This window comes from Vibrio sp. T3Y01 (assembly GCF_013114525.1).
In the GTDB taxonomy this organism is placed as follows: Bacteria; Pseudomonadota; Gammaproteobacteria; order Enterobacterales; family Vibrionaceae; genus Vibrio; species Vibrio chagasii_B.
Window position 1 is genome coordinate 33,959 of record NZ_VTXJ01000020.1, and the last position, 22,331, is coordinate 56,289.

Below are 22,331 nucleotides of genomic sequence, written 5' to 3' on the forward strand. Positions count from 1 at the left end.
TTTTGATTGTGTGTTGGTGTCGATTTTTCAACTAACGCCTCGGCTTGAGGCGCTAAATGCTGACAATCACTTCTATCATTATGCGTTTTGAGATTCGCTTACCGCGACAGCCAGTGCAACCGTAGCACCGACCATTGGGTTGTTACCCATGCCAATGAAACCCATCATAGCAACGTGAGCAGGAACTGAAGAGCTACCTGCAAACTGAGCGTCTGCGTGCATTCTGCCCATGGTATCTGTCATGCCGTAAGACGCAGGGCCTGCCGCTACGTTGTCTGGGTGCAATGTACGACCTGTACCACCGCCTGAAGCAACTGAGAAGTAAGGCAGACCTTGGCGAGTACGCTCTGCTTTGTAGATACCCGCAACAGGATGTTGGAAGCGTGTTGGGTTGGTTGAATTACCCGTAATGCTCACATCCACCTCTTCTCTGTGCATGATTGCTACCCCTTCACGAACATCATCAGCGCCGTAACACAAGATCTCTCCGCGAGGGCCATTTGAGAAACGGCGACGTTCTGTTTCAACGAGTTCACCGGTTTGGTAGTCGTATTGAGTGCGCACGTAAGTGAAGCCATTGATGCGTGAGATTAAGTACGCCGCATCTTTACCTAAACCATTTAGGATAACTTTTAATGGATTTTTACGTGATTTATTGACGTTCAGTGCGATTTTAATTGCGCCCTCAGCGGCAGCAAAAGACTCGTGACCTGCAAGAAAAGCAAAGCAATGACTCTCTTCATTCAGAAGACGAGCAGCAAGCGCACCATGACCAATACCTACTTGACGTTGCTCGGCAACACTACCGGGTTTTGTGAATGCTTGGAGGCCTTCACCGATGATGTTGGCTGCTTGTTCAGCGTTGCTCGCTTTACGGAATAGAGCCATGGCTGTACCTAAAGTATATGCATCGGCTGCGCTTTCAAAAGCAATTGGTTGAGTGTCCATCACCAAGGTTTTTGGGTCTACATTGTGGGCTTTACAGTATTGCTCAGCTTGCGCCAAAGAGTCGAAGTTCATTTCTGCCAAAGCGCGAGTTACTGATTCATTAAGTTGAGTGTTCATAATATCTTTCCTCTAAATTGGCAAAAATTACTGTTGGCGTGGGTTAATGGTGGTCACGGCTTCGTCGAAGCGACCATAAGTCCCTGTAGCAAGATCGGCCGCTTCATTGGCTGGCACACCTTGATTAATCGCCTTCATCATTTTTCCGAGGTTGAGATACTCGTAGCCAATCACTTCGCTGTGGTCATCAAGTGCAAGCTTGGTCACATAGCCCTCTGCGAGTTCTAGGTAACGGACGCCTTTTGCTGCGGTTGAGTAGCTGGTACCAACTTGGCTGCGCTGGGTTTGACCTAAATCTTCTAATGCAGCACCGATTTCTAGGCCATCTTCAGAGAAAGCAGATTGAGTTCGACCGTAAACAAACTGCAGGAAGATTTCGCGCATCGCGACGTTAATCGCGTCACACACTAAGTCAGTATTGAGCGCTTCTAGGATAGTTTTTCCGGTGAGGATTTCAGCGGCCATCGCGGCAGATTGCGTCATGCCTGAGCAGCCGATAGTCTCGATGAGTGCTTCTTCGATGATGCCGTTTTTTACGTTAAGAGTCAGTTTGGCTGCACCTTGTTGTGGTGCACAAGTGCCTACGCCATGGCTTAAGCCAGAAATAGCGATGACATCTTTTGGACTAACCATGGCGCCTTCAACTGGAATTGGAGCCGAGTTGTGAAGATCACCCCTTTGAATAGGGCACATGGATTGAATTTCTGAAGAGTAATGCATATTGTTTTCTCACTAATAAAGTCGTATTGACCTAGGGCGTTGAGAAAACAGGACGTGTTGGAAGAGGTGCGGCTAGTTCACTACAGATCTTGAGTATCGATAATCCAAAGGAGTCATGGGATTTGGTCCTAATAGACGCAGCCCATTTCAAAGTGGAGGAGTAGCGATACATCCAACAGTATTACCTGTTTTCGATTCTGTAGGAGTCATTAGCACGGTTCAAAAGAACGGGCGGTTGAAGCAAAAGCTTAGGTGGAACCCCATCACCTGATGGCTATAGATTAGATCTTTATCACACTTTTGTGCAAGCGAATGTTTAGAGCGATTTCGACTATAAACAAGCATCATTATATTTCGATAAGTATAAAAAAACGCCAATAACTGACTCTGATTAGAGGTGTCATTGGCGTTTTTTAGAAAACTTCAGCTAGTTAAGCCGCATCTTCTTCTGCGTCTTCAACAGCTTCAAGCTTCTTCGCTTTTTTCGGAGCTGGCTTACGCTTCGCACCTAATGCGTAAAGAACTTCTTCTTTGTTCTTCGCTAGGTACATTGCAAGTTCTTCTTGCTTGCCTTCATCTTCAACTAAATCGCTTTTGCCTAACAGTTCAAAAAGCTCATCAGCCATATCCAGCATTTTGTCGTATGCGTCAGCTTCGGCTTTAGAGGTAAAAGTCATTTTCTCTTCTCCGTTGCGTTCCACCACGTACTTGACGATAACAGCCATGGTTAATCCTCTAAGTTTGATAAATTTTACTGGCTTTTTATACAGTTTCTGATGTTAAAAGTCCAGTTGGAGCCCGAACTATGCGGCCTCAATCTTGATGTGTCGCCCAGTCTTCACAATAACTCATGAAAGATTTCAGCAATGGGCTTTGGTACTTGTCTTTGTGGACCAGCATCCAGAACCGACGTTTCATATCAAGTGGCACATTAAGCGCTTTTACACGGCCTGAATCGATCGCTCGCTGAGCAGCTAAACGAGACAAACAGGCAAAGCCAAGACCGGCAGAAACAGAGTTGATGATTGCTTCTGTGGTGTTGAGCTCAAAAGACTCATACCAATGCTCGATGCGTGGTGCGACGGCTCGTAGGAAAAACTCACGCGTTCCTGAACCGGATTCGCGCAATATCCAATGGCTGTCTTCTAAATCTCGCAACGCGATTTTGTCTTTTGCCACTAAAGGATGTTGATTACTAACGATAATACACATTTCATCGCTACTAAACTGGCTAGAGATCAACTCCGGATGGAGTGTTTTTCCTTCAATTAACGCGATATCCAGTTCATAATCCACCAACTTTTGACAGATCAGGGCACTGTTTGAGATGAACAAACTCTGGTCTTGGTGCTGAGTTTTTTCTCGAAAGCCAGACAAAATAAAAGGCGCAACCTGATTACCGATCGTGTCACTCGCGCCAACCTTGAGATTGCCACTTAAGGGCTGGTCGTCACGGAACAGAACATCGATGCCTGCTGCCCGGTGAAGAATCTCATCAGCCAAGGGAAGCAGTTTATGTCCTTCTTGATTGAGAATTAATCGGTTGTTGACCCGGTCAAATAGAGAGTGCCCTAGCTGTTTTTCCATTTCACCGAGTGCCATGCTAACCGCGGCTTTAGAGAGAAACAGAGCTTCCGATGCGGCGGTAAGTGTCGAATGCTGGGTAATGGTGACAAACACTTTGAGCTGTTTGATTGAGATATTAGCCATCAGGTTCCTACTTTTACGCTGCTGGTGGAATTGGTTGTTCAGTATTGATGAACGCTTGTTATATATAATTGGATATAACTTAACGAAGTGCAAGCGTATTATGGCTTCAACAAGCTGATGAGTTCACAAGTTTTGTGAATTAAGTTCAAGAGAGGCTCACATGATTCAACGTATTAAATATAGATTAACAGGAGCTCCAACACCCATGGCAGGGTTAGCACTAGCAATCGCAAGTTTAGGCTGGTGCTGGGATGGCGTTTTAGTCGCACAAGGTATTTTACACACTCCTGGTTTAGTGCAGTGGACCAGTGCGGGTGTCGCGGCGGTATTACTTCTTGTTTTAGCTGTGAAATTTTTGATTCATGGTCATTTATTGCGTGAAGATCTTGCTCACCCTGTAGTGGGTAGTGTAGTACCAACATTTGCGATGGGCAGCATGGTGGTGTCAGCATCTTTAGCGCCGATTTCTCAATTTTTACAAGAAGCGATGTGGCTTGCAGCGGTTGCTCTACACGTTATCTTCTTAGTGAGCTTTTTGTACCACAGAGCTAAAAACTTTGAGATTCACCATATGGTGCCAAGCTGGTTCGTACCGCCAATCGGTATCATTGTGGCAGATGTATCTTTCTCGGGTAATCCAGTTTTAGAGCCTGTAGCGAACGCGACTTTGGTATTCGGCTTATTAGTTTACGCTGTGATGCTACCACTGATGGTTTACCGTTTGATCTTCTCTCACGAAGTGCCAGATGCAGCAAAACCAACCATTGCTATTATGGCAGCACCAGCAAGCCTATCTTTGGCGGGATACCTAACAGTGACAGCAAGCCCTTCACCAGTGATCATTGGTTTGTTATTTGGTATTGCAGTGTTGATGACGTTCATTATCTACATGGCGTTTTTCAAACTACTTCGTCTGCCATTTAGCCCTGGCTATGCAGCGTTTACCTTCCCAATTGTGATTGGTGCAACAGCCTTGTTTAAATTGGCTGCGTGGATGGAAGCACAAGATATTGAAGCGCATTACATTAACCAAGTGTTTAACCTAGCTTATTTAGAGCTGATTGTTGCGACGTTGGTGGTAGGTTATGTCGCTGTTCGTTACTACATGAACTACAAACCTCACCGTGTTTTAAGTGCGGTAGCGGGCAGATTGTAAAGGGCAATAGTTCAAAAGATAAACGGACCTTAAGCTTTCGGTATTTCATAAGCTTATATTCCTCATCCAAACTCAGCACTTATGCTAATCTGGCAGTATATTGTGGCAAGATTAGCGTGAGTGCACTTTGTTTACTGTTTACCATTCCAATAAAGTTGATACTTTAAAAATTCTTCTCGTTCACTTAATCAAAAGTGACCCTTTAGCCAATCCTTTCGAAAAAGAGCAGATCTTGGTTCAGAGCCCGGGTATGTCTCAATGGCTTAAGATGGAACTCGCCAAAGAGTTTGGTGTAGCAGCAAATATCGATTTTCCTCTTCCAGCGACCTTCATTTGGGATATGTTTACCCAAGTGCTTCCTGACGTACCGAAACGCAGTGCTTTTAACAAAGAAGCGATGACGTGGAAGCTAATGAGTTTGCTACCTGCGAAGCTTGACCACCCTGATTTCTTACCCCTACAGCGCTATCTTGAAAACGACGAAGACGGCTCTAAGTTGTATCAATTAGCCGAGAAAATTGCCGATATCTTCGATGGCTACTTAGTATATCGCCCTGAGTGGATGGCGATGTGGGAAGCGGGAGAACCCGTTGCTGAATTGATTGATAGTGAAGGACAACAAGAGCACCCTTGGCAGCCGATTTTGTGGAAGGCACTCTACGAGCAAACGCTCTCTCAAGGCCAATCGAAATATCACCGTGGTAACTTGTATCACGACTTCATTGAAGCGTTAGCTAATCAACAAGGCCAGTTACAACACCTGCCGAAACGTCTGTTTGTGTTTGGTATTTCGTCACTGCCTCCTCGCTACATGGATGCCTTGAAGGCTCTGGGTGAGCAGATTGATGTGCACTTGATGTTCACCAACCCAAGTAAGCCTTATTGGGGAGACATCAAAAGCCTCAAAGATTTAGCAAGGTTTGAGGCTAAGCAACGTAAAAAACTCGCTTTGTCTAACAATATGCTCTCATCAGCTGGCTCGTCTTCCCTAATGGAAGGGGGGAAATATGAAGTGCATGATGAACTACATATTGATAATGCCATTGGAAATAACTTATTAGCTTCGATGGGAAAATTAGGACGAGATAACTTACTTTTGCTTTCTGAGGGAGATACTGAGGAGTATCAATTTTTTATTGATGTAGAGCGAGATGGCTTACTGCATCAAATTCAAAGAGATATCCTTGAATTGGAAGAGCATCGCAATGATGAAATTTTAGACTCCAGCAACCATAAACAAGTGGTTGAGCTGGGCGATCGTTCATTGACGGTACATGCTTGTCACAGCCCAATGCGTGAGGTTGAAGTTCTTCATGATCAGTTGTTAGCAATGTTTGACGCTGACCCGACATTAAAGCCACGCGATATCATCGTGATGGTGGCAGATATCAATGCCTACAGCCCTGCGATTCAGGCGGTATTTGGTAATGCTCCGGGTGAGCGTTATATCCCTTACTCGATCTCGGATAGAACGGCAGACCAAGAGAGCCCAATTCTGACCGCGTTCATGCAGTTGGTCGCGCTACCGAACACGCGTTGTCTAGCTTCTGAACTTCTAGAGCTATTAGAAATCCCAGCGATGATGGCACGCTTCGGTATTGATGAATTTCAATTTGAACAAGCTAAGCAGTGGGTTGAAGAAGCGGGTATCCGTTGGGGTGTTGACTCTTCTACCGCAACGGAATTTGATCTACCTGCAACCGAGCAAAATACTTGGCTATTTGGTATTCAGCGCATGCTCTTAGGTTATGCGATGTCGGATTCTGCAGGTTTGTTTGAAACTGAACACTCTCCGATTGCTGCTTATAACGAAGTTCAAGGCATTAACGCCGAACTTGCTGGTAAGTTAGCGCACTTTATTGATCGTATTGCCCATTACCGTCAACGCCTTGCTGAGACGCAATCCATCGATATGTGGCGTGAAACCTTGCTGCAAATGATTGATGATTTCTTCGCCGTTGAGCTAGAAGGCGAGGTGGTGCTTAAGTCGATTCGTGATGCACTTTCTCAACTCAATGAACAGCTTGATGATGCCTTGTACGAACAAGAGCTATCGCCAAGCATTATCTATCAGTACTTGAATAATAAACTGTCGGGCGCGCGTATCAGTCAGCGTTTCTTAGCGGGGCAAGTGAACTTCTGTACCCTGATGCCGATGCGTTCCATCCCGTTCAAAACTGTTTGTCTGTTAGGCATGAATGACGGTGTTTACCCACGCTCAATGCCGCCAGAAGGTTTTGACCTAATGAACGGACGCACTCGTCCCGGTGACCGTTCTCGTCGTGATGATGACCGTTACCTATTCTTAGAGGCGATGTTGTCGGCGCAAGAGTGTTTATACATCAGTTATGTCGGACGCTCGATTCAAGATAATACTGAGCGAGTACCGTCGGTATTGGTTTCTGAGTTGATTGAGTACTGCCACCAGAACTACTGCCTAAGTGCAGATCAAGCGTTACCAAGTGATGATTCTGGTATCAATCTGACTCAAGCGATCAGCTTTGAGCACACCATGACTCCGTTCAGCCCGGCAGCTTTTACACAAGGTGATGAAAGCCATGTATTGAGCTACGCCAAAGAGTGGCTTCCTGCGGCTAACCGTTCTGGTGAACGCAGTGGTGAATTCAATCGCGCGTTGGATGACTACTTGCTTGGCGCGACTTATCCGTTAGAACTCGATTTGGTTGAGCTACAGCGTTTCTGGCGCTTGCCAGTGCAATACTTCTTTAATCGCCGCTTAAAGGTAGTGTTTGAGCCACCGCTTCCGGTAATGGAAGACGACGAGCCGTTCGTGCTTAATGGCTTAGAAAGCTTCCAGCTTAAAGATGCGCTGCTGCAGGTACTGTTGGATCACCCAGAAGGAGCAGATGAAGCGGTTCGCTTGTTTGTTTCTGAGCAAAAAGCCCAAGGTCGATTGCCGGTTGGTGCTTTTGGTGATATCGAGTTTGAAACCAACCGTGTTCAAGCAGAAGACTTAGCCAAAGAGATTCGATTTGTAAGTGGGCAGCCACAGCAAGATCTTGAGGTAAATATTGAATTTGACGTGCTAGGTGAAGGCAAACCGGTTCGTTTGATGGGCTGGCTTACTCAAAACTATCAATCGGGTTTAGTGCGTTTTCGTAGTGGCAAAATACGCTCTCAAGATTACTTGGCCGCGTGGATCGATCACTTGTGTTGCGCAGTGATGGGCCACGGCAAAACGACTCATATTATTGGCTATGACAGAAAAGAAGGCGTGGTTCACCAAACGCTACAGCCTATTGGCGATGCGCAGCAGGCGAAGAGTTTGTTGGCGGAGTTAGTACGACTGTTCTATCAAGGTATGACTGCACCACTGCCTTACTTCCCAAAAACCGCATTGGCCGGCGTTGAAGCGGGCTTTAGCCGTGGTAAATGGGTCGATGATGAAGAGAAGTCACTTAAGAAAATGGCCGATACTTTTAATGACAGCTTCGCTTTCACTGGCGAGGGTCGAGATACCTACATCTCGCGTATTTGGCCTAAATGGGACGATGAGCTGGCTGCTGAGTCGCGAATGTATTCGACGCTTGTGTTACAGGCGGCAAGGTTGGCGGCTGCCGATCTGGAAGATCAGGAGTAAGTGGCTGTGATCGACAAGATCAATCGCGGGTTCGCTGAATTAATGAATGACAGAAGAGAGTCGCTGGTAAGCGTTTGGAGTGTCTGCTTTCCTGGAGAAAGGAAGCAAGGTACAGGAAATAAAGTGGCCGCCAGTAAATCATTATTAGTGTAGGGCGTTCGCTGTACGGCCACAGGTCAGAGGGACCATTATTCTGTGGTTCTAAGTAGGCAATGAGTATAAAACTCGAATCGCGCTCCTGAACTCGTGGGCGAATAGTAGCGAGGCGATCCGAATTGATCCGTGAGAGAGATCGCACTAACTATTAACAAATCAGCGTAGGACGTAAATTGAATGACGTTTTCCACGCTAGGTCACATTTGTAACAACATATTTATCAGAAGGCAGTAAGGCATGACGACCACAAGCAGTGTTCAGGTAATTGCTCCACAAACACTCAACACCATGACGTTTCCACTTCATGGTGCGCGTTTAATTGAAGCATCGGCGGGTACAGGTAAAACATTTACCATCGCTGGCTTGTACTTACGCCTACTGCTCGGACACGGCACGGCAGCACCACAAGGTGAGCTCGCGGAAGCTACCCGACATCACGAGCCGCTCACTGTAGATCAAATCCTGGTCGTGACTTTTACCGAAGCGGCAACCGCAGAGCTACGAGATCGTATCCGTGCTCGAATCCATGATGCGCGCATTGCGTTTGCTCGTGGGCAAAGTGATGACCCAGTGATTGCTCCTTTGCTGCAAGCAATCGAAGACCACGCTGGCGCTGCGAAAACACTGCTCAATGCCGAAAGGCAAATGGACGAAGCCGCGGTATACACCATTCACGGCTTCTGTCAGCGTATGTTGACTCAAAATGCCTTCGAGTCTGGCAGCCGCTTTGATAATGAGTTTGTGACTGATGAAAGCCATCTTAAAGCGCAAGTGGTAGCCGACTACTGGCGTAAGCAGTTTTACCCGTTACCTATTCAACTGGCTGGTGAGGTTCGTAATATCTGGGGTTCACCGGCTGCATTATTAGCAGACGTCAATCGTTATCTGACGGGCTCTCCATTGAAGCTAACCGTCGACGCGATGTCGGGGGATTTGCAAACTCTGCACAACCAAAACCTAGATAAAGTGAAGCAACTTAAAGCGCTGTGGTGTGAGTCTGAAGCGGACTTTTTGGCTTTGATCTCTGCTTCGGATGTGAACAAACGTAGCTACACCAAGAAGTCTCTGCCGACATGGTTAGAAGCGGTGACAGCATGGGCGCAGAGCGACACTCATGATTATCAATATCCAGACAAGTTAGAAAAGTTCTCTCAAGCTACGTTAATCGAAAAAACACCGAAAGGTACCGCACCTCAGCATGCAGTTTTCGAAGCGATTGAGGATTTCTTAAATCACCCGGCTGACTTGAAAGCTCCGTTATTAGCGCATGCGATTACTCATTGTCGAACTATGCTAGCCAAGGCAAAACAGCAGAAGCAGTGGTTATCATTTGATGATCTACTGACTCAGTTATCTGCGTCGATCGATGTCGATGAGCAGTCATTGCTGGTGGAAAGAATTCGCACCTTATACCCAGTGGCGATGATCGATGAATTCCAAGATACCGATCCGCTGCAGTACAGTATTTTTAGCCGAATCTACCTCGATAACCCGCAGTGTGGTCTGTTTATGATCGGTGACCCGAAGCAGGCTATCTACGGTTTCCGTGGCGCGGATATCTTTACCTACATTAAGGCAAGAAACCAAGTTAGTGCTCACTATACGTTAGGGACTAACTGGCGTTCGAGTGCAGATATGGTCAGCGCAGTAAACCAAGTGTTTATGAATTCGGATAGCCCGTTTATCTACGATCAAGACATTCCATTTTTGCCCGTTGCTGCCAGTCCATCTGCTGACAAGCGCCAATGGGTGATGAATGGCCAGACTCAACATGCACTGACCTTTTGGCTGCAAGAGGCTGAAGACAAGCCATTGCCGAAAGGTGAATATCACAAGGCAATGGCAGAAGCGACAGCGAGTCAAATTCAAACTATTCTGACCGCTTCTCAAAATCAACAAGCCTATTTTGATAATGGCAAAAAACAGCATGCCGTGAATGCGGGTGATATTGCTGTCTTGGTTCGAACCGGCAGTGAAGGTCGTCTGATCAAGAACGCGCTGTCTGAGCAAGGCATTGCAAGTGTGTATTTGTCTAACAGAGACAGTGTATTAACCAGCTTGGTTGCGCAAGATATTCAACGCCTTCTGCAAGCGGTGCTGACACCAGAAAACGACCGAGCATTGCGCGCGAGTCTAGCCTCCGAGTTATTTGCTCTAGATGCGGCTTCATTGGATGAACTCAACAACGATGAAGTGGTGTGGGAAAACGTGGTTAACGAGTTTCGTGAGTATCGTAAGTTGTGGCTACAGCGTGGCGTGCTACCAATGCTTCGTAGCGTGATCAGCAAGCGACATCTCGCGGAACGCTTGCTGGAAGAAGAAAATGGTGAGCGCTCACTTACCGATTTAATGCACATTGGCGAATTGCTGCAACAAGCAAGGCAGGAGCTCGATAGTGATTATGGTTTGTTGCGTTGGTTGGCAGAAGCGATTTCCGATGCTCAAAATGGTTTAGGCGGCAGTGAGGATGACATTCAGCGTCTTGAGTCAGAGAGAAACTTGGTTCAAATCGTTACCATTCATAAGTCGAAAGGTTTGGAATATGACTTAGTATTCCTACCATTTGTTACGAGTTACCGAGAAGCGAGCGAAGGCAAATTCTACGATCATGATTCAGATACCACGGTACTGGATATTACAGGTGGTGATAGTGCCTTAGCCCAAGCCGATAAAGAACGATTAGCGGAAGACTTGCGTTTGATTTATGTAGCGCTGACTCGTGCGGTTTATGGCTGTTTCATTGGTATGGCGCCACTGCGTAAAGGGCGTTCAACCAAAGAGCCTACCGGCGTGCATTTGAGTGCGATGGGCTATTTGGTTCAAAACGGTCAAGAGCAAGGTATTACCGAATTGCATCAGGCTCTTGCAGCCATTGAGGGCAAGAACTCAAGTGTGCTGCTAGCCGAAACACCAACCGCCCACGATCAAGTGTTTGTACAAACCGAGCAAGTGAGTGAAGACTTACATGCGAACGAGCTAAAGGCCTCAATCGACAGGGCTTGGCGTATCACCAGTTACTCAGGGCTTGTAAAGCAAGGCAGTCACGGTGCGAGTCATGACGCGACCATTGAGGTGTCTGGCTTTGATATTGATTCGGCTGATGAGCAGGATGAGTCTGAGTTGATTGAGCCTGAACGCTCTATCTTTACGTTCCCTCGTGGTGCTCGCCCAGGTACTTTCTTGCACACCTTGTTTGAGGAGGTTGAATTTACCGAGCCAGCAACCAGTGAACATAACACGCAAGTAATCACTCACTTATTAGAATCAGAGCAATATGAATTAGAGTGGCTACCTGTGCTTCAGCAACTGGTCGATACCGTTCTTAACACCGCGTTGGATGGAAAAAACTTAAAACTAAGTGAGAAGGACTCAACACAACGATTAGTTGAGATGGAGTTCCTACTGCCGATCGAAGTGTTGGCTGCATCTGAACTGAATCAAACCATTCAATATCATGATCCATTGTCAGCCAAAGCGGGCGACCTAGGTTTTCAAACCGTGCAAGGTATGCTGAAAGGCTTCATCGATTTGGTGTTCGAGCATCAAGGTAAATACTATGTTCTTGACTGGAAATCGAATCATTTAGGTGATGATGTTGCCGTCTACCATGGCGAGGCATTGAAATCGGCGATGGCTGACCACCGTTATGATCTGCAATATCAGATCTATGCATTGGCGCTGCACCGTTTTTTGCGTAGTCGTGTTGCCAATTACAGCTACGAACAACATTTTGGCGGCGTGTACTACTTGTTCTTACGAGGAATGGACGGTCAATCTCAGCAAGGTATTTTCTCGGCGAAACCAACACTGGCGTTACTTGATGAAATGGATCAATTGATTGACGGTAAAGTGATAGACAGACGTTCAGCACAATTGAATGACGATGAAACTGGACAGATGGGGCTTTTATAATGACAACAACGACCACTAATACCAGCATAGAAACAGCGAACACAACGAAGCCAGTTTCACTTATTCCTGAGCAACTTATGGATGTACTCAAGTTTCTTGCAGATAAGGGTTCGATTCGTCAGTTGGATTACCAGTTTGCCCGTTTTATTGCTCAGCAAGCCACGAGTTACTCTCAAGAGATCGGCTTTCTCGCTGGGGTAGTGAGCCATGAATTAGGCAAAGGACACATTTGTACTCAGCTTATACAGCAGCATACGATAGGCCCTGCACAAACGGCAGATATAGCCCAGTTACTTGGGTTGTACGGTGAAACGGCGCTGCAATTGAATCAAAAGCTATTAGGTATTGATTGGGTGACTGTTTTGCAATCATCTAACCTCGTTGGCGCAACTAATGACTGTGTTAAGCCTCTGATGTTTGATGGACAGCGCGTCTACTTACAGCGTTACTGGAACTATGAGGTTGTGCTGGCTGACACCTTAAATCGTTTAAGTAAGCCGGTAGAGTTCAATATTGAACAGAAAAAGGCGCTGACGGAAACACTCAATCAGCTTTTCGCACGTAGTTATCACTTTCTGTTTAACGCCTTAGCCAAGGCTGAAACAAATCAGCAGACGTCTCAGGTACTGCGCCAACAGTTGGTGTGTGATCATCTTGATATTGTCGATGAGCAATCTTTGAATTGGGGCGCAATTGACCAAGCGATTGTTCAAGCCAAGCAGGTAACGGACTTAGATGTTCTAGACAGCTTGGTACCACTATCGGCATGTTTAAACTGGCAAAAAGTGGCAGCAGCAGTAGCTCTAAGTCGTCGCTTTGCAGTGATCTCTGGTGGGCCGGGTACTGGTAAAACAACCACGGTAACCAAATTACTGTCAGCGATGGTCGAGCAATCACTAAGCCAAGGTAAAACGCCAACGATAAAGCTCGTGGCACCAACGGGTAAAGCGGCGGCGCGTTTAACTGAATCGATCGGTAAAGCGATTGAACAGTTACCATTAGCGCCTGAAGTGAAGGCCAACATACCGACTGAATCGAGTACTTTACATCGATTACTCGGCGCGATTCCTAATCGAGCGGAATTTAGACATAACCGACGCAATCCACTTCACCTTGATATATTGGTAGTGGATGAAGCTTCGATGGTTGATTTATCGATGATGTATAAGCTGGTGGATGCGCTCCCTGAACACGCAAGGCTGATTCTGCTTGGGGATAAAGACCAACTGGCTTCCGTTGAGGCCGGTGCAGTTTTAGGTGATATCTGTTCATTTAACTCTACAGGTTACAGCTGCGCGCAAGGCAACTTGATTGCGGAGATGACTGGCTTTGATGCGATAGCTAAGACACCACAAGCAAAAGCGGGAGCCGTTAATCCTCCGGCGATTGCTGACAGCCTATGTATGCTGCAGAAGAGTTACCGTTTCGATGCGCGCTCAGGTATTGGGCAGTTGGCAAAAGCAATCAATAACGGCTCTGCGAATCAAGTAGACCAAGTGTTTGCCAAAGGGTTTGGCGATATCGAAAATCATCCTCTATCGAGCGATAGCTATAACTTGATGCTGCGTACCTTGGTTAATGAGTATGGTGCGTATCTCAATCGAATGAATGTACCGTTGGAAGAGTTAGAAACTCAAGAAGCGAGAGCCAAATCGGTACTCGATTTGTTCAGCCAATGTCGACTGCTGTGTTCTATTCGTGAAGGCGATTTTGGTGTTAAAGGCCTCAACCATCGTATTGAGAGGGCGCTTGCCGCAAGACGTTTAGTGAATCCACACAACGATGAGCTGTGGTATCACGGGCGACCTGTAATGGTAACGCGTAACGATCATGGCTTGGGTTTATACAATGGTGATATTGGTATCTGCATGCTTGAATCGGATTCAAGCCACTCTGACTCTGCACCTAGATTGAAGGTTTATTTTGAGTTGCCCGATGGCAGCGTAAAGGCGGTGCTACCAAGCCGAGTACCAGATCATGAAACGGCTTATGCGATGACGATTCACAAATCGCAGGGCAGTGAATTTGATCTGACCTTAATGATCCTGCCGCCAGATTTCAGCCCAATTTTGACGCGAGAGCTTATATACACAGGTATTACGCGTGCGAAGAAACGACTGATGATGTTCAGTGATACTAACGTATTAAAGCGTGGAATTAAGGTGAAAACAGAGCGAGTGAGTGGTTTAGGAAGCCGCTTAACTAGCTAAAGGTGATAGAGGTACATGTACAAAGCAACCATCCCTGGTTGCTTTGAGCGTGCTAGGAATCAGTGCCTAAAAACGCTCGAGTAAACGATATGTGGTTTATCTTGTATTTTGCTTGGCAATTCAAAATAAACTCTTTTAGATTCTCGCTCACAGGGAATACGCAGTGTACGTCTAGCCCTTCTAAGAATTGGTTATCAGCCATATCCCAAAAACTTTGCAGCGAGTTACAAACAATGGTTCTCATATCAATGTTGCTCTTTTTGCTGTTTATATCAACGACCAGACATCAATCGCCTGCTGATCATTAACGGGTATAGCAATCCGTGCAGTAACCACTTCGATTCGCTCAAATGATTTGTGTCATAGGGCGGTCGATGTGGTCATTCCAATAAAAACATTTGTTATTTTGTTAAAGCGACCAAATTCTATACAATTTTGTTTGTGAGTTAAAGTGCATACCTAATAAATCTCATATAGAAAACGATTACATTTGCAATTATTTTTCCTTTGAAGTGAGATTTTAGTCCAAAACTTTATTTACACATTTAACGCTAAGATTTTTGAGTTACGTTGATAGTTGTACAGCCCCTGTTTTTCCATCGGTAGATCATCAACTCCGATCTCGTAAAATCCTTGTTCACGGAACCAATGCAGGCTATGTGTGGTTAAAACGAAAATTTGGTCGATATCACGAGACTTCGATTGATGACGCATGTAGTCCAGTAATATTTGACCACGGTTTCCATCACGATAATCAGGATGAATAGCCACACAAGCCATCTCCGCCATATGATCTTCCGGGTATGCGTAAAGTGCTGCGCAACCGATAATCAACCCATCTTTTTCAATAATGGTAAATCGGTGGATCTCTTGCTCTAGCTGTTCTCGAGAGCGGCGCACTAAGATGCCTTGTTCTTCAAGTGGACGAATGAGGTCAAAGATGCCGCCAATGTCGTCGATCTGAGCTTGTCTTACTTGCTCGGCGCTCGCCATCACTACTTGGGTTCCAATACCATCGAAAGAGAACAGCTCTTGGATCAGGGCGCCATCCACTTTGTAGCTGATTAAGTGGCAACGAGGCACGCCTGCACGACAAGCGGAAATTGCTCCTTTTAGGAAGCGCATGGTCCCGGTGCTCATGTCTTCAACTGGATTCTGATCTTCGGTTAAGCGTGCAAGAATCTGTTTAGCATCTTTAGGAAAGAGCTCGGCGAGCACATTGCCGTTTTGATCTGTCACCCCTTGTTCAGAGCAGAAACCAATGAGCTTGTCGGCTTTTAAACGAATTGCTACTTGGGTTGCGACCTCTTCAGAGAGTAGGTTAAAGCTTTCGCCAGTAACGGAGCTGGCAATAGGGCCAAGCAACACGATAGAACCTTGGTCGAGTGTGCGATTAATCCCTTCGATATCGATTCGACGAATACGTCCGCTATGGCAATAGTCGGTGCCATCATCAACCCCTAGCGGCTGTGCCGTAATGAAGTTACCACTCATCACATTGAGTTGAGTGCCTGCCATCGGAGTATTGTTCAAACTCATCGAAAGTCGAGCAGTGATGGCAAGTTGAAGCTGTCCAGCAGCCTGCATAGCGACGCCCAAAGAATATTCATCAGTGACCCTAATATTCTTGTGATAAGGCGTATGGCAATCTTGCTTGGCGAGCAATTGGTTGATCTGCGGTCTTGCCCCGTGAACGAGAACAATTTTTACTCCAAGGCTGTGGAGCAAGGCTATATCACTAATAATGTTACCAAAGTTCCTGTCGGCAACGGCTTCGCCTCCCAACATAATGACCATGGTTTTGCCACGGTGAGCATTTACGTAAGGGGTTGATTGTCTGAAACCTTTTACTAGCGCTGTACTTCTTAATTTCACAGAACAAGTCCATTTGTTTATTTATTCGATAATTTAGCATTTAAATTCAAATTTAAACAACACCTTTTTGGAATAAAGCGCAAACTATTCTCATCTAAGCTTCATTATATAAAGTGTCTCAGTGTAGAATGCGCACAGCATCTTCATGAGTAGTAACCGAATGCCACAAGCTTCCGCACAAAAGAATAAAATCGATGAGATAACCAAAGGCCTTTACAGTGAGGCTGAGCAGCGCAACCAATCTCCATTGAAGCGTAAGATCATAGAGCGTTGCCTGATGGTATTGGCTCTGGTTGGTTCGTTTGCTGTCGTATCGCTATTTGGTGATGTCATCACACGGCTACAAGATGCAGCAACGCCAAATCATTTGTTGTATGGCACTTGGATTGAGCAAGATGTGGCTCATTATGCGACGGATGAGTTTGTGTTGAATGCCAATGGAGTGTCTGTTGCCGGATCGATTATCGCGACCAGTTTTGAATTCGATGGCAACTACTTCGAGTATAAAGCGGGAGAGCAGACGTACCGCTTCCGTATGACCAATTCTGACAACACAGAAATGACGCTGGATTCAGAGAGCCATTACAACCCAGTATTTCGCCTTAAAGGTCATATCGATCACTCAGTTCGATAGGTTATCTTCTTGTAAACTCTTACAAACTAAGATTGTGTTATCGGACCGTTTTTGTCATCCTCGATTCATAGAATTTTTAGGATGACTCTTGTGATTAAAAAATGGCTTCCCCTTGTCGCTGCCTCTGTCTTATTTGGCTGTGCTCAACCCACCGATCTCGCTCAACAACACCTTGATGATGAATTTCCTCGCACCTTAAACAAGGTCGATCAGGTTGAATCCAATAAACCAAGAGACTACACCGCATTTGCTGAGCAGGCTGAAATGGTGGTGTCTAAATCTCCTTCGATGGCGAAAATCTACGAGCCGCTATACAAGCAACTTAATGAGTGGGCGATGCTAAGTGGTGACCCAAGTGAACTCGCAAACTTTGGTGTTCAAACAGCTCAACTTGGTGGTGGTGATAAGCAGGGCAATGTGCTTTTCACCGGTTATTTCTCTCCAGTAATGGAACTGCGCCATGAAGCGAATGAAGAGTACCGTTACCCGGTATATGGCCTTCCTGAATGCGATAAAGAGTGTCCAACCCGTGAAGAGATCTACAATGGCGCATTAGAAGGTCAAGGTCTTGAACTTGGCTACGCTGCCAACCGTATCGACCCGTTCATGATGGAAGTACAAGGCAGTGGCTTTGTACACTTTGGTGATGATGATACCTTGCAGTATTTTGCTTACGCAGGAAAAAACAACAAAGCTTACGTGAGTATTGGCCGTGTGTTGATCGAGCGAGACTTGGTTCCCCGCGAGAAGATGTCATTGAAAGCGATCAAAGAGTGGGTGTTGGCGAATGATCCTGAAGTGGTCAAAGAGCTGTTAGAACAAAACCCATCTTTCGTTTTCTTTGAAGCAAGAGATGACCTATCGGTAATGGGTAGCGCGGGAATCCCTCTTTTACCAATGGCTGCAGTCGCAGGTGATCGCTCTATCTTACCAATGGGAACGCCGATTCTTGCAGAAGTACCACTGTTAAATGCCGACGGTACTTGGAGCGGAGCACACCAATTAAGATTGTTACTGGTTCTAGATACGGGCGGCGCGGTTAAGCAAAACCACTTGGATCTTTACCACGGTATGGGACCACGCGCAGGTACTGAAGCGGGTCACTACAAACATTTTGGCCGAGTGTGGAAATTGGGTTTAGACGGTAGTGCGACTGAAGCGCCTTGGGCTTTACCACCTGAAAAGGTCGAGTAAACGACAATAAAATAGGGCATTGAAAGCGAATCGCTAATCCCCTAGACTTTTTATTCAAGAGTGCGTATAAAACGCACTCTTTTCTTTTTCTCAGAAATAAATTGGCGGCAACAATGCGTGAATTGACCACTCCAGCTTCAGAAAACTATGACCAACGATTCGGTGGCACTCGTCGCCTGTATGGTAATAGTGAAGTCGATATACTTAGAGCGGCACATGTGTGTGTGATCGGTATTGGTGGCGTCGGTTCATGGGCGGTTGAAGCGCTTGCGCGTACTGGCGTGGGTGAGCTGACATTGATCGATATGGATGATGTGTGTGTGACGAACATCAACCGTCAGATTCACGCAATGTCGGGCACGGTCGGCAAGAGCAAAATCGAAGTGATGGCCGAGCGTGTTAAGCTGATTAACCCTGAGTGTAAAGTTAACCTGATTGACGACTTTATTGGTCCTGATAACCAGGCTGAATACCTGTCGAAAGAGTTCGATTTTGTGCTGGATGCGATCGATAGCATGAAAGCTAAAGCTTCGTTATTGGCGTATTGCCGCAGTAATAAAATCAAAGTGATCACCACTGGTGGCGCGGGTGGTCAAATCGACCCAACGCAAATTAAAGTGGCCGATTTGACTAAAACGATTCAAGATCCATTAGCGAAGAAACTGAAAGATACGCTGCGTCGTCATCATAACTTCCCTAAGAATCCTGCGCGTAAGTTTGGCATCGATTGTGTATTCTCGACTGAGCAGCTTAAATATCCTCAAGCGGATGGCAGTGTATGTGCTGCGAAAGCGACAGCCGAAGGTCCAAAACGTATGGATTGCGCGACCGGTTTTGGCGCTGCAACTGTAGTAACGGCGACGTTTGGCTTTGTTGCTGTTTCGCGCATAGTAGAAAAGATTATTCAAAAGCACAGTAAGTAACTCGCTACTGTATGCCTAATAAGAATTTACTGGATATTAAAATGATATCATTCCCGAGCTCTCCATTTGGCAAAGAAATTACTAGTGATGATATTGTCGCAAAAATGCAGGCTTTCAACGGTTGGGAAGACCGTTATCGTCAAGTGATTCAATGGGGTAAGAAACTGCCAGTAATGCCTGATGAGCTGAAAAGTGAGCAGGTTTTGGTGTCTGGTTGTGAGAGTCAAGTGTGGTTAGTTTCGCAGAACATCGACGGTGTTTGGTACTTTTGTGCTGATTCTGATGCTCGTATCGTTCGCGGTCTGATTGCATTAGTGATGGCTGCGTATGATGGAAAAACATCAGAGCAGGTTCAAGCGTTCGACATTGATGGCTATTTCGACAAGATTGGCTTGATTACGCATTTGAGCCCTTCCAGAGGAAACGGACTTAAAGCGATTGTTGAGCAAATTAAGAACCTCGCTAGCTCGTAATTGTTTCACACCTTTTCATCGTTGCGCTTTAAAGAGATTCCAGATACTTCGTTCCTCAGTTCTGGAATGACGAATTCTAACTGTGTTTCGTCATTCCCTAAAGCGACGAAGGAGCGTAATAGGGAATCTCGTTTGGATAGTATTGCTATTAGAGATTCCAAATACTTCGTTCCTCAGTTCTGGAATGACGAATTCTAACTGTGTTTCGTTATTCCCTAAAGCGATGAAGGAGCGTAATAGGGAATCTCATTTGGATTATATTGCTATTAGAGATTCCAGATACTTCGTTCCTCAGTTTTGGAATGACGATTTCTAACTGTGTTTCGTCATTCCCTAAAGCGACGAAGGAGCGTAATAGGGAATCTCGTTTGGATGGTTTGCTATTTGAGGTTCCAGATACTTCGTTCCTTAGCTCTGGAATGATGACTGCTAATTGAGTCTCGCCATCCCCTAAAGCATATCAACGGCTTTTTCTATCGCCGCTACGAGTTTTTCAACATCATCCATGTTGTTGTAAATACCAAATGAAATACGAACTGTTCCTTTCACATTAAGTGCATCCATTAATGGGTGAGCGCAATGATGCCCTGCACGTACCGCGATACCTTGCTGATCCAACAGCGTGGCAATGTCTTGATGGTGAACGCCATCCATCACAAAAGTAATTACGCTCGAATTTGGCTTGTAACCGAGTATCTGGATGTCATCCAATTGACTGAGTGCTTGATAGGTTTTGTGTTGTAGCTGGTGGATGTGATCTTCCACGTCTTGTTGTTCAAACTGATGTAACCACTCGATTGCTGAACTTAAAGCGATGGCTCCTGCTACGTTTGGTGTGCCTGCTTCGAACTTACCAGGCAGTTCAGAAAACGTGGTGCCAGAAAAAGAGACGCGTTCAACCATTTTGCCACCGCCATGCCACGGCGGCATCGCTTCGAGCAATTCTAGTTTGCCGTAAAGCACACCAATCCCTGCAGGGGCGTAGAGTTTGTGTCCTGAGAATACGTAAAAGTCTGCGCCCAAAGTGGTAACATCGACTGGCTCATGGACAATGCCTTGTGCGCCATCGACGACGACAACGGCATTCATCTCATGTGCCTTTTCGATAACTTGCTCAAGCGGTTGGCGAGAACCCGTTACATTGGTTATCTGAGCCAGAGCTACGATCTTGGTTCGTTCAGTCAACAGTGCATCAAAAGCAGCAAGGTCGAATTCGCAGTCAGATGTCATTGGGATTTTGATGATCTTAGCACCGGTTTGTTCTGCCACAATTTGCCAAGGGACTATGTTGGCGTGGTGCTCCATTTCGCTCACCAGGATTTCATCGCCCGGTTGGAGGGTACTTCTAGCGTAGGTTTGAGCTATAAGGTTGAGTGCCTCGGTGGCACCGCGAGTCCAGATAATCTCTTTCGATGATGTTGCGCCAATAAACTGAGCGACCTTGCCTCTAGCTTCTTCAAATTGGCTGGTGGCGTGCGCGGTTAAGCTGTGACTACCACGATGAACATTGGCATTCTGCTTGGAGTAATATTGGCTAATGGCATCAATAACTACCTGAGGTTTTTGTGTCGTTGCCGCGCTGTCTAAGTAAATCAATGGTTGTTGATTGATGGTTTGGGATAGCGCAGGAAACTGCTCTCGGATGTGATTGATATCAAGCATCTATTCTTACCTAAATCTTGGAAATTGGTGCCAGCGTAATGCTAAGCGGTATCATTATTTTATCGCGACTTGTTAAGCGTTGCTGACTAATCTTGATGATTCCAGCTATTTTCTTGCTCTTTGACCTGATCGAACAGCTTTTGGTTAACTGGAACTTCTATCTGATGCTTATTTGCTGTTTTTATCAGGTGTCCAGTGATGAAGTCGATCTCAGTCTTTCTTTGATAAAGCATATCTTGCTTCATTGAAGAGTTGTTCTGTGCTGTGGCGTGAATAACCTTGTTGACGCTCGCTTCTAACTCTTCGATCGAACAATCAATACCTTCTGCCTGCATAACTTTTGTGAGCTCTTCAACGATAGAGATTAAAGTATCTCCAAACTTTTGGTCTGCAAGTTCGCCATTCTTGACTTGCTCTAACCCAGTCAGTGGGTTGATAGCACAGTTGATGGCGAGTTTAGTCCAAAGCGCGATTTTTATTTGTGGGTTCCAACTCACAGCCGGGAGAGCATTATCCAATACATCAACTAAAAAAGTGCACTGTTGCCCATTGAGGTTAAAAGCACCCAGTTGAGTTTGACCAAGTCCAGTGTGAGATACACTATTACGATCAGGTTTGAATGCTGCTTGGGTGGTGGTTGCCAATACTATCGGGTGAGCATCAATCTGAGTGGCTATCTCATCTACTGCTCCCATTCCGTTGTGCATGAACATAAGAATGGTATCAGGGTCGAGATATTGAAGTAACGGAGTGGTGGCTTCTTTTACTTGCCAAGCCTTGACCGTGAAAATCACTAGGTCACTCGCTGATAGCTTTTCGATATTGTTGTTACTGAAGTGAAGTGAAGTTTGCTCATCAAGTGATAGGTCAATAGAGGTTTCAGGGGAGCGGCTCCACAAAGAGACATTATGACCAGCTTGAAGCAATTTAATCGCCCATAAAGAGCCAATTGCTCCAGGTCCAACAATCGTGATATTCACAGCAATACCGAGATAAGAAAGTGATGCTGCAAGGATAGCGAGGCATTAAATGAAAGCAAT

The 22,331-nt window shown here is 45.8% G+C and carries 16 protein-coding genes and 1 riboswitch; of the genes, 8 read left to right on the plus strand and 8 right to left on the minus strand.

Going from position 1 to position 22,331, the window contains the following annotated elements:
* Window positions 1-78 precede the first annotated feature (78 nt).
* The 4 genes from F0232_RS18850 to F0232_RS18865 all read right to left on the minus strand — a co-directional run bounded on the left by F0232_RS18850 (window position 79) and on the right by F0232_RS18865 (window position 3,495).
* Window positions 79-1,068 carry a GGGtGRT protein gene (locus F0232_RS18850; protein WP_105024423.1) on the minus strand — a complete coding sequence of 330 codons (990 nt, stop codon included), beginning with the start codon at window positions 1,066-1,068 and terminating at the stop codon, window positions 79-81.
* A gap of 24 nt (window positions 1,069-1,092) precedes the next feature.
* On the minus strand, window positions 1,093-1,785 hold the full coding sequence (locus tag F0232_RS18855) for an iron-sulfur cluster assembly scaffold protein (RefSeq protein WP_105059114.1): 693 nt from the start codon (window positions 1,783-1,785) through the stop codon (window positions 1,093-1,095).
* Window positions 1,786-1,978: 193 nt separating this feature from the next.
* A riboswitch (Fluoride riboswitch) is annotated at window positions 1,979-2,062 on the minus strand.
* Window positions 2,063-2,216: 154 nt separating this feature from the next.
* Complete coding sequence (locus F0232_RS18860; RefSeq protein ID WP_008223840.1) at window positions 2,217-2,510, minus strand: YebG family protein; 294 nt, start codon at window positions 2,508-2,510, stop codon at window positions 2,217-2,219.
* Between the two features lie 88 nt (window positions 2,511-2,598).
* Window positions 2,599-3,495 carry a LysR family transcriptional regulator gene (locus F0232_RS18865; protein ID WP_019823882.1) on the minus strand — a complete coding sequence of 299 codons (897 nt, stop codon included), beginning with the start codon at window positions 3,493-3,495 and terminating at the stop codon, window positions 2,599-2,601.
* A gap of 205 nt (window positions 3,496-3,700) precedes the next feature.
* On the opposite strand from F0232_RS18865, the gene F0232_RS18870 reads away from it, so the two are divergent.
* The 4 genes from F0232_RS18870 (at window position 3,701) to recD (ending at window position 14,530) form a co-directional block, all read left to right on the plus strand.
* Window positions 3,701-4,651 carry a TDT family transporter gene (locus F0232_RS18870; RefSeq protein WP_171750957.1) on the plus strand — a complete coding sequence of 317 codons (951 nt, stop codon included), beginning with the start codon at window positions 3,701-3,703 and terminating at the stop codon, window positions 4,649-4,651.
* 127 nt (window positions 4,652-4,778) lie between these two features.
* On the plus strand, window positions 4,779-8,252 hold the full coding sequence (gene recC / locus F0232_RS18875) for an exodeoxyribonuclease V subunit gamma (protein WP_105059115.1): 3,474 nt from the start codon (window positions 4,779-4,781) through the stop codon (window positions 8,250-8,252).
* A gap of 393 nt (window positions 8,253-8,645) precedes the next feature.
* Complete coding sequence (recB, locus tag F0232_RS18880; RefSeq protein WP_171750955.1) at window positions 8,646-12,320, plus strand: exodeoxyribonuclease V subunit beta; 3,675 nt, start codon at window positions 8,646-8,648, stop codon at window positions 12,318-12,320.
* Window positions 12,320-14,530 (plus strand): exodeoxyribonuclease V subunit alpha, encoded by a 2,211-nt coding sequence (gene recD / locus F0232_RS18885; protein ID WP_105059117.1) that lies wholly within the window; start codon window positions 12,320-12,322, stop codon window positions 14,528-14,530. The genes recB and recD overlap by 1 nt, the downstream gene beginning before the upstream one ends.
* 52 nt (window positions 14,531-14,582) lie before the next feature.
* Here the strand turns inward: recD and F0232_RS18890 are convergent, their stop codons facing one another.
* Window positions 14,583-14,774, minus strand: coding sequence for a hypothetical protein (locus F0232_RS18890; protein ID WP_008223046.1), 192 nt, complete (start codon window positions 14,772-14,774; stop codon window positions 14,583-14,585).
* A gap of 293 nt (window positions 14,775-15,067) precedes the next feature.
* Complete coding sequence (gene argA, locus F0232_RS18895; RefSeq protein ID WP_105059118.1) at window positions 15,068-16,405, minus strand: amino-acid N-acetyltransferase; 1,338 nt, start codon at window positions 16,403-16,405, stop codon at window positions 15,068-15,070.
* 160 nt (window positions 16,406-16,565) lie between these two features.
* Here argA and F0232_RS18900 point away from each other — a divergent pair, with 160 nt between their 5' ends.
* The 4 genes from F0232_RS18900 (at window position 16,566) to csdE (ending at window position 19,629) form a co-directional block, all read left to right on the plus strand.
* On the plus strand, window positions 16,566-17,039 hold the full coding sequence (locus tag F0232_RS18900) for a DUF2850 domain-containing protein (RefSeq protein WP_029405557.1): 474 nt from the start codon (window positions 16,566-16,568) through the stop codon (window positions 17,037-17,039).
* 81 nt (window positions 17,040-17,120) lie between these two features.
* A complete protein-coding gene (gene mltA, locus F0232_RS18905) occupies window positions 17,121-18,233 on the plus strand; it encodes a murein transglycosylase A (RefSeq protein ID WP_061033239.1) in 1,113 nt (370 codons plus the stop codon).
* A 113-nt stretch (window positions 18,234-18,346) separates the two neighbouring features.
* Window positions 18,347-19,156 carry a tRNA cyclic N6-threonylcarbamoyladenosine(37) synthase TcdA gene (tcdA, locus tag F0232_RS18910; RefSeq protein WP_004737606.1) on the plus strand — a complete coding sequence of 270 codons (810 nt, stop codon included), beginning with the start codon at window positions 18,347-18,349 and terminating at the stop codon, window positions 19,154-19,156.
* Between the two features lie 41 nt (window positions 19,157-19,197).
* Window positions 19,198-19,629: a cysteine desulfurase sulfur acceptor subunit CsdE gene (csdE, locus tag F0232_RS18915; protein ID WP_105059119.1), complete on the plus strand. Its 432-nt coding sequence runs from the start codon at window positions 19,198-19,200 to the stop codon at window positions 19,627-19,629.
* 450 nt (window positions 19,630-20,079) lie between these two features.
* Here csdE and csdA read toward each other — a convergent pair whose 3' ends face one another.
* Entirely contained in the window at window positions 20,080-21,291 is a 1,212-nt protein-coding gene (csdA, locus tag F0232_RS18920) for a cysteine desulfurase CsdA (RefSeq protein ID WP_105059120.1), read from the minus strand.
* An 86-nt stretch (window positions 21,292-21,377) separates the two neighbouring features.
* Complete coding sequence (gene panE, locus F0232_RS18925) at window positions 21,378-22,271, minus strand: 2-dehydropantoate 2-reductase (protein WP_061033236.1); 894 nt, start codon at window positions 22,269-22,271, stop codon at window positions 21,378-21,380.
* Window positions 22,272-22,331: the final 60 nt, after the last annotated feature.

What these genes read in the sequence shown, in the direction of transcription:
- csdE (WP_105059119.1), top strand. Translation starts at nt 19,198, where the DNA reads ATGATATCATTCCCGAGCTCTCCATTTGGCAAAGAAATTACTAGTGAT.
- tcdA (WP_004737606.1), top strand. Translation starts at nt 18,347, where the DNA reads ATGCGTGAATTGACCACTCCAGCTTCAGAAAACTATGACCAACGATTC.
- mltA (WP_061033239.1), top strand. Translation starts at nt 17,121, where the DNA reads ATGACTCTTGTGATTAAAAAATGGCTTCCCCTTGTCGCTGCCTCTGTC.
- recB (WP_171750955.1), top strand. Translation starts at nt 8,646, where the DNA reads ATGACGACCACAAGCAGTGTTCAGGTAATTGCTCCACAAACACTCAAC.
- csdA (WP_105059120.1), bottom strand. Translation starts at nt 21,291, where the DNA reads ATGCTTGATATCAATCACATCCGAGAGCAGTTTCCTGCGCTATCCCAA.
- F0232_RS18890 (WP_008223046.1), bottom strand. Translation starts at nt 14,774, where the DNA reads ATGAGAACCATTGTTTGTAACTCGCTGCAAAGTTTTTGGGATATGGCT.
- F0232_RS18860 (WP_008223840.1), bottom strand. Translation starts at nt 2,510, where the DNA reads ATGGCTGTTATCGTCAAGTACGTGGTGGAACGCAACGGAGAAGAGAAA.
- F0232_RS18865 (WP_019823882.1), bottom strand. Translation starts at nt 3,495, where the DNA reads ATGGCTAATATCTCAATCAAACAGCTCAAAGTGTTTGTCACCATTACC.
- F0232_RS18900 (WP_029405557.1), top strand. Translation starts at nt 16,566, where the DNA reads ATGCCACAAGCTTCCGCACAAAAGAATAAAATCGATGAGATAACCAAA.
- F0232_RS18855 (WP_105059114.1), bottom strand. Translation starts at nt 1,785, where the DNA reads ATGCATTACTCTTCAGAAATTCAATCCATGTGCCCTATTCAAAGGGGT.
- F0232_RS18870 (WP_171750957.1), top strand. Translation starts at nt 3,701, where the DNA reads ATGGCAGGGTTAGCACTAGCAATCGCAAGTTTAGGCTGGTGCTGGGAT.
- recD (WP_105059117.1), top strand. Translation starts at nt 12,320, where the DNA reads ATGACAACAACGACCACTAATACCAGCATAGAAACAGCGAACACAACG.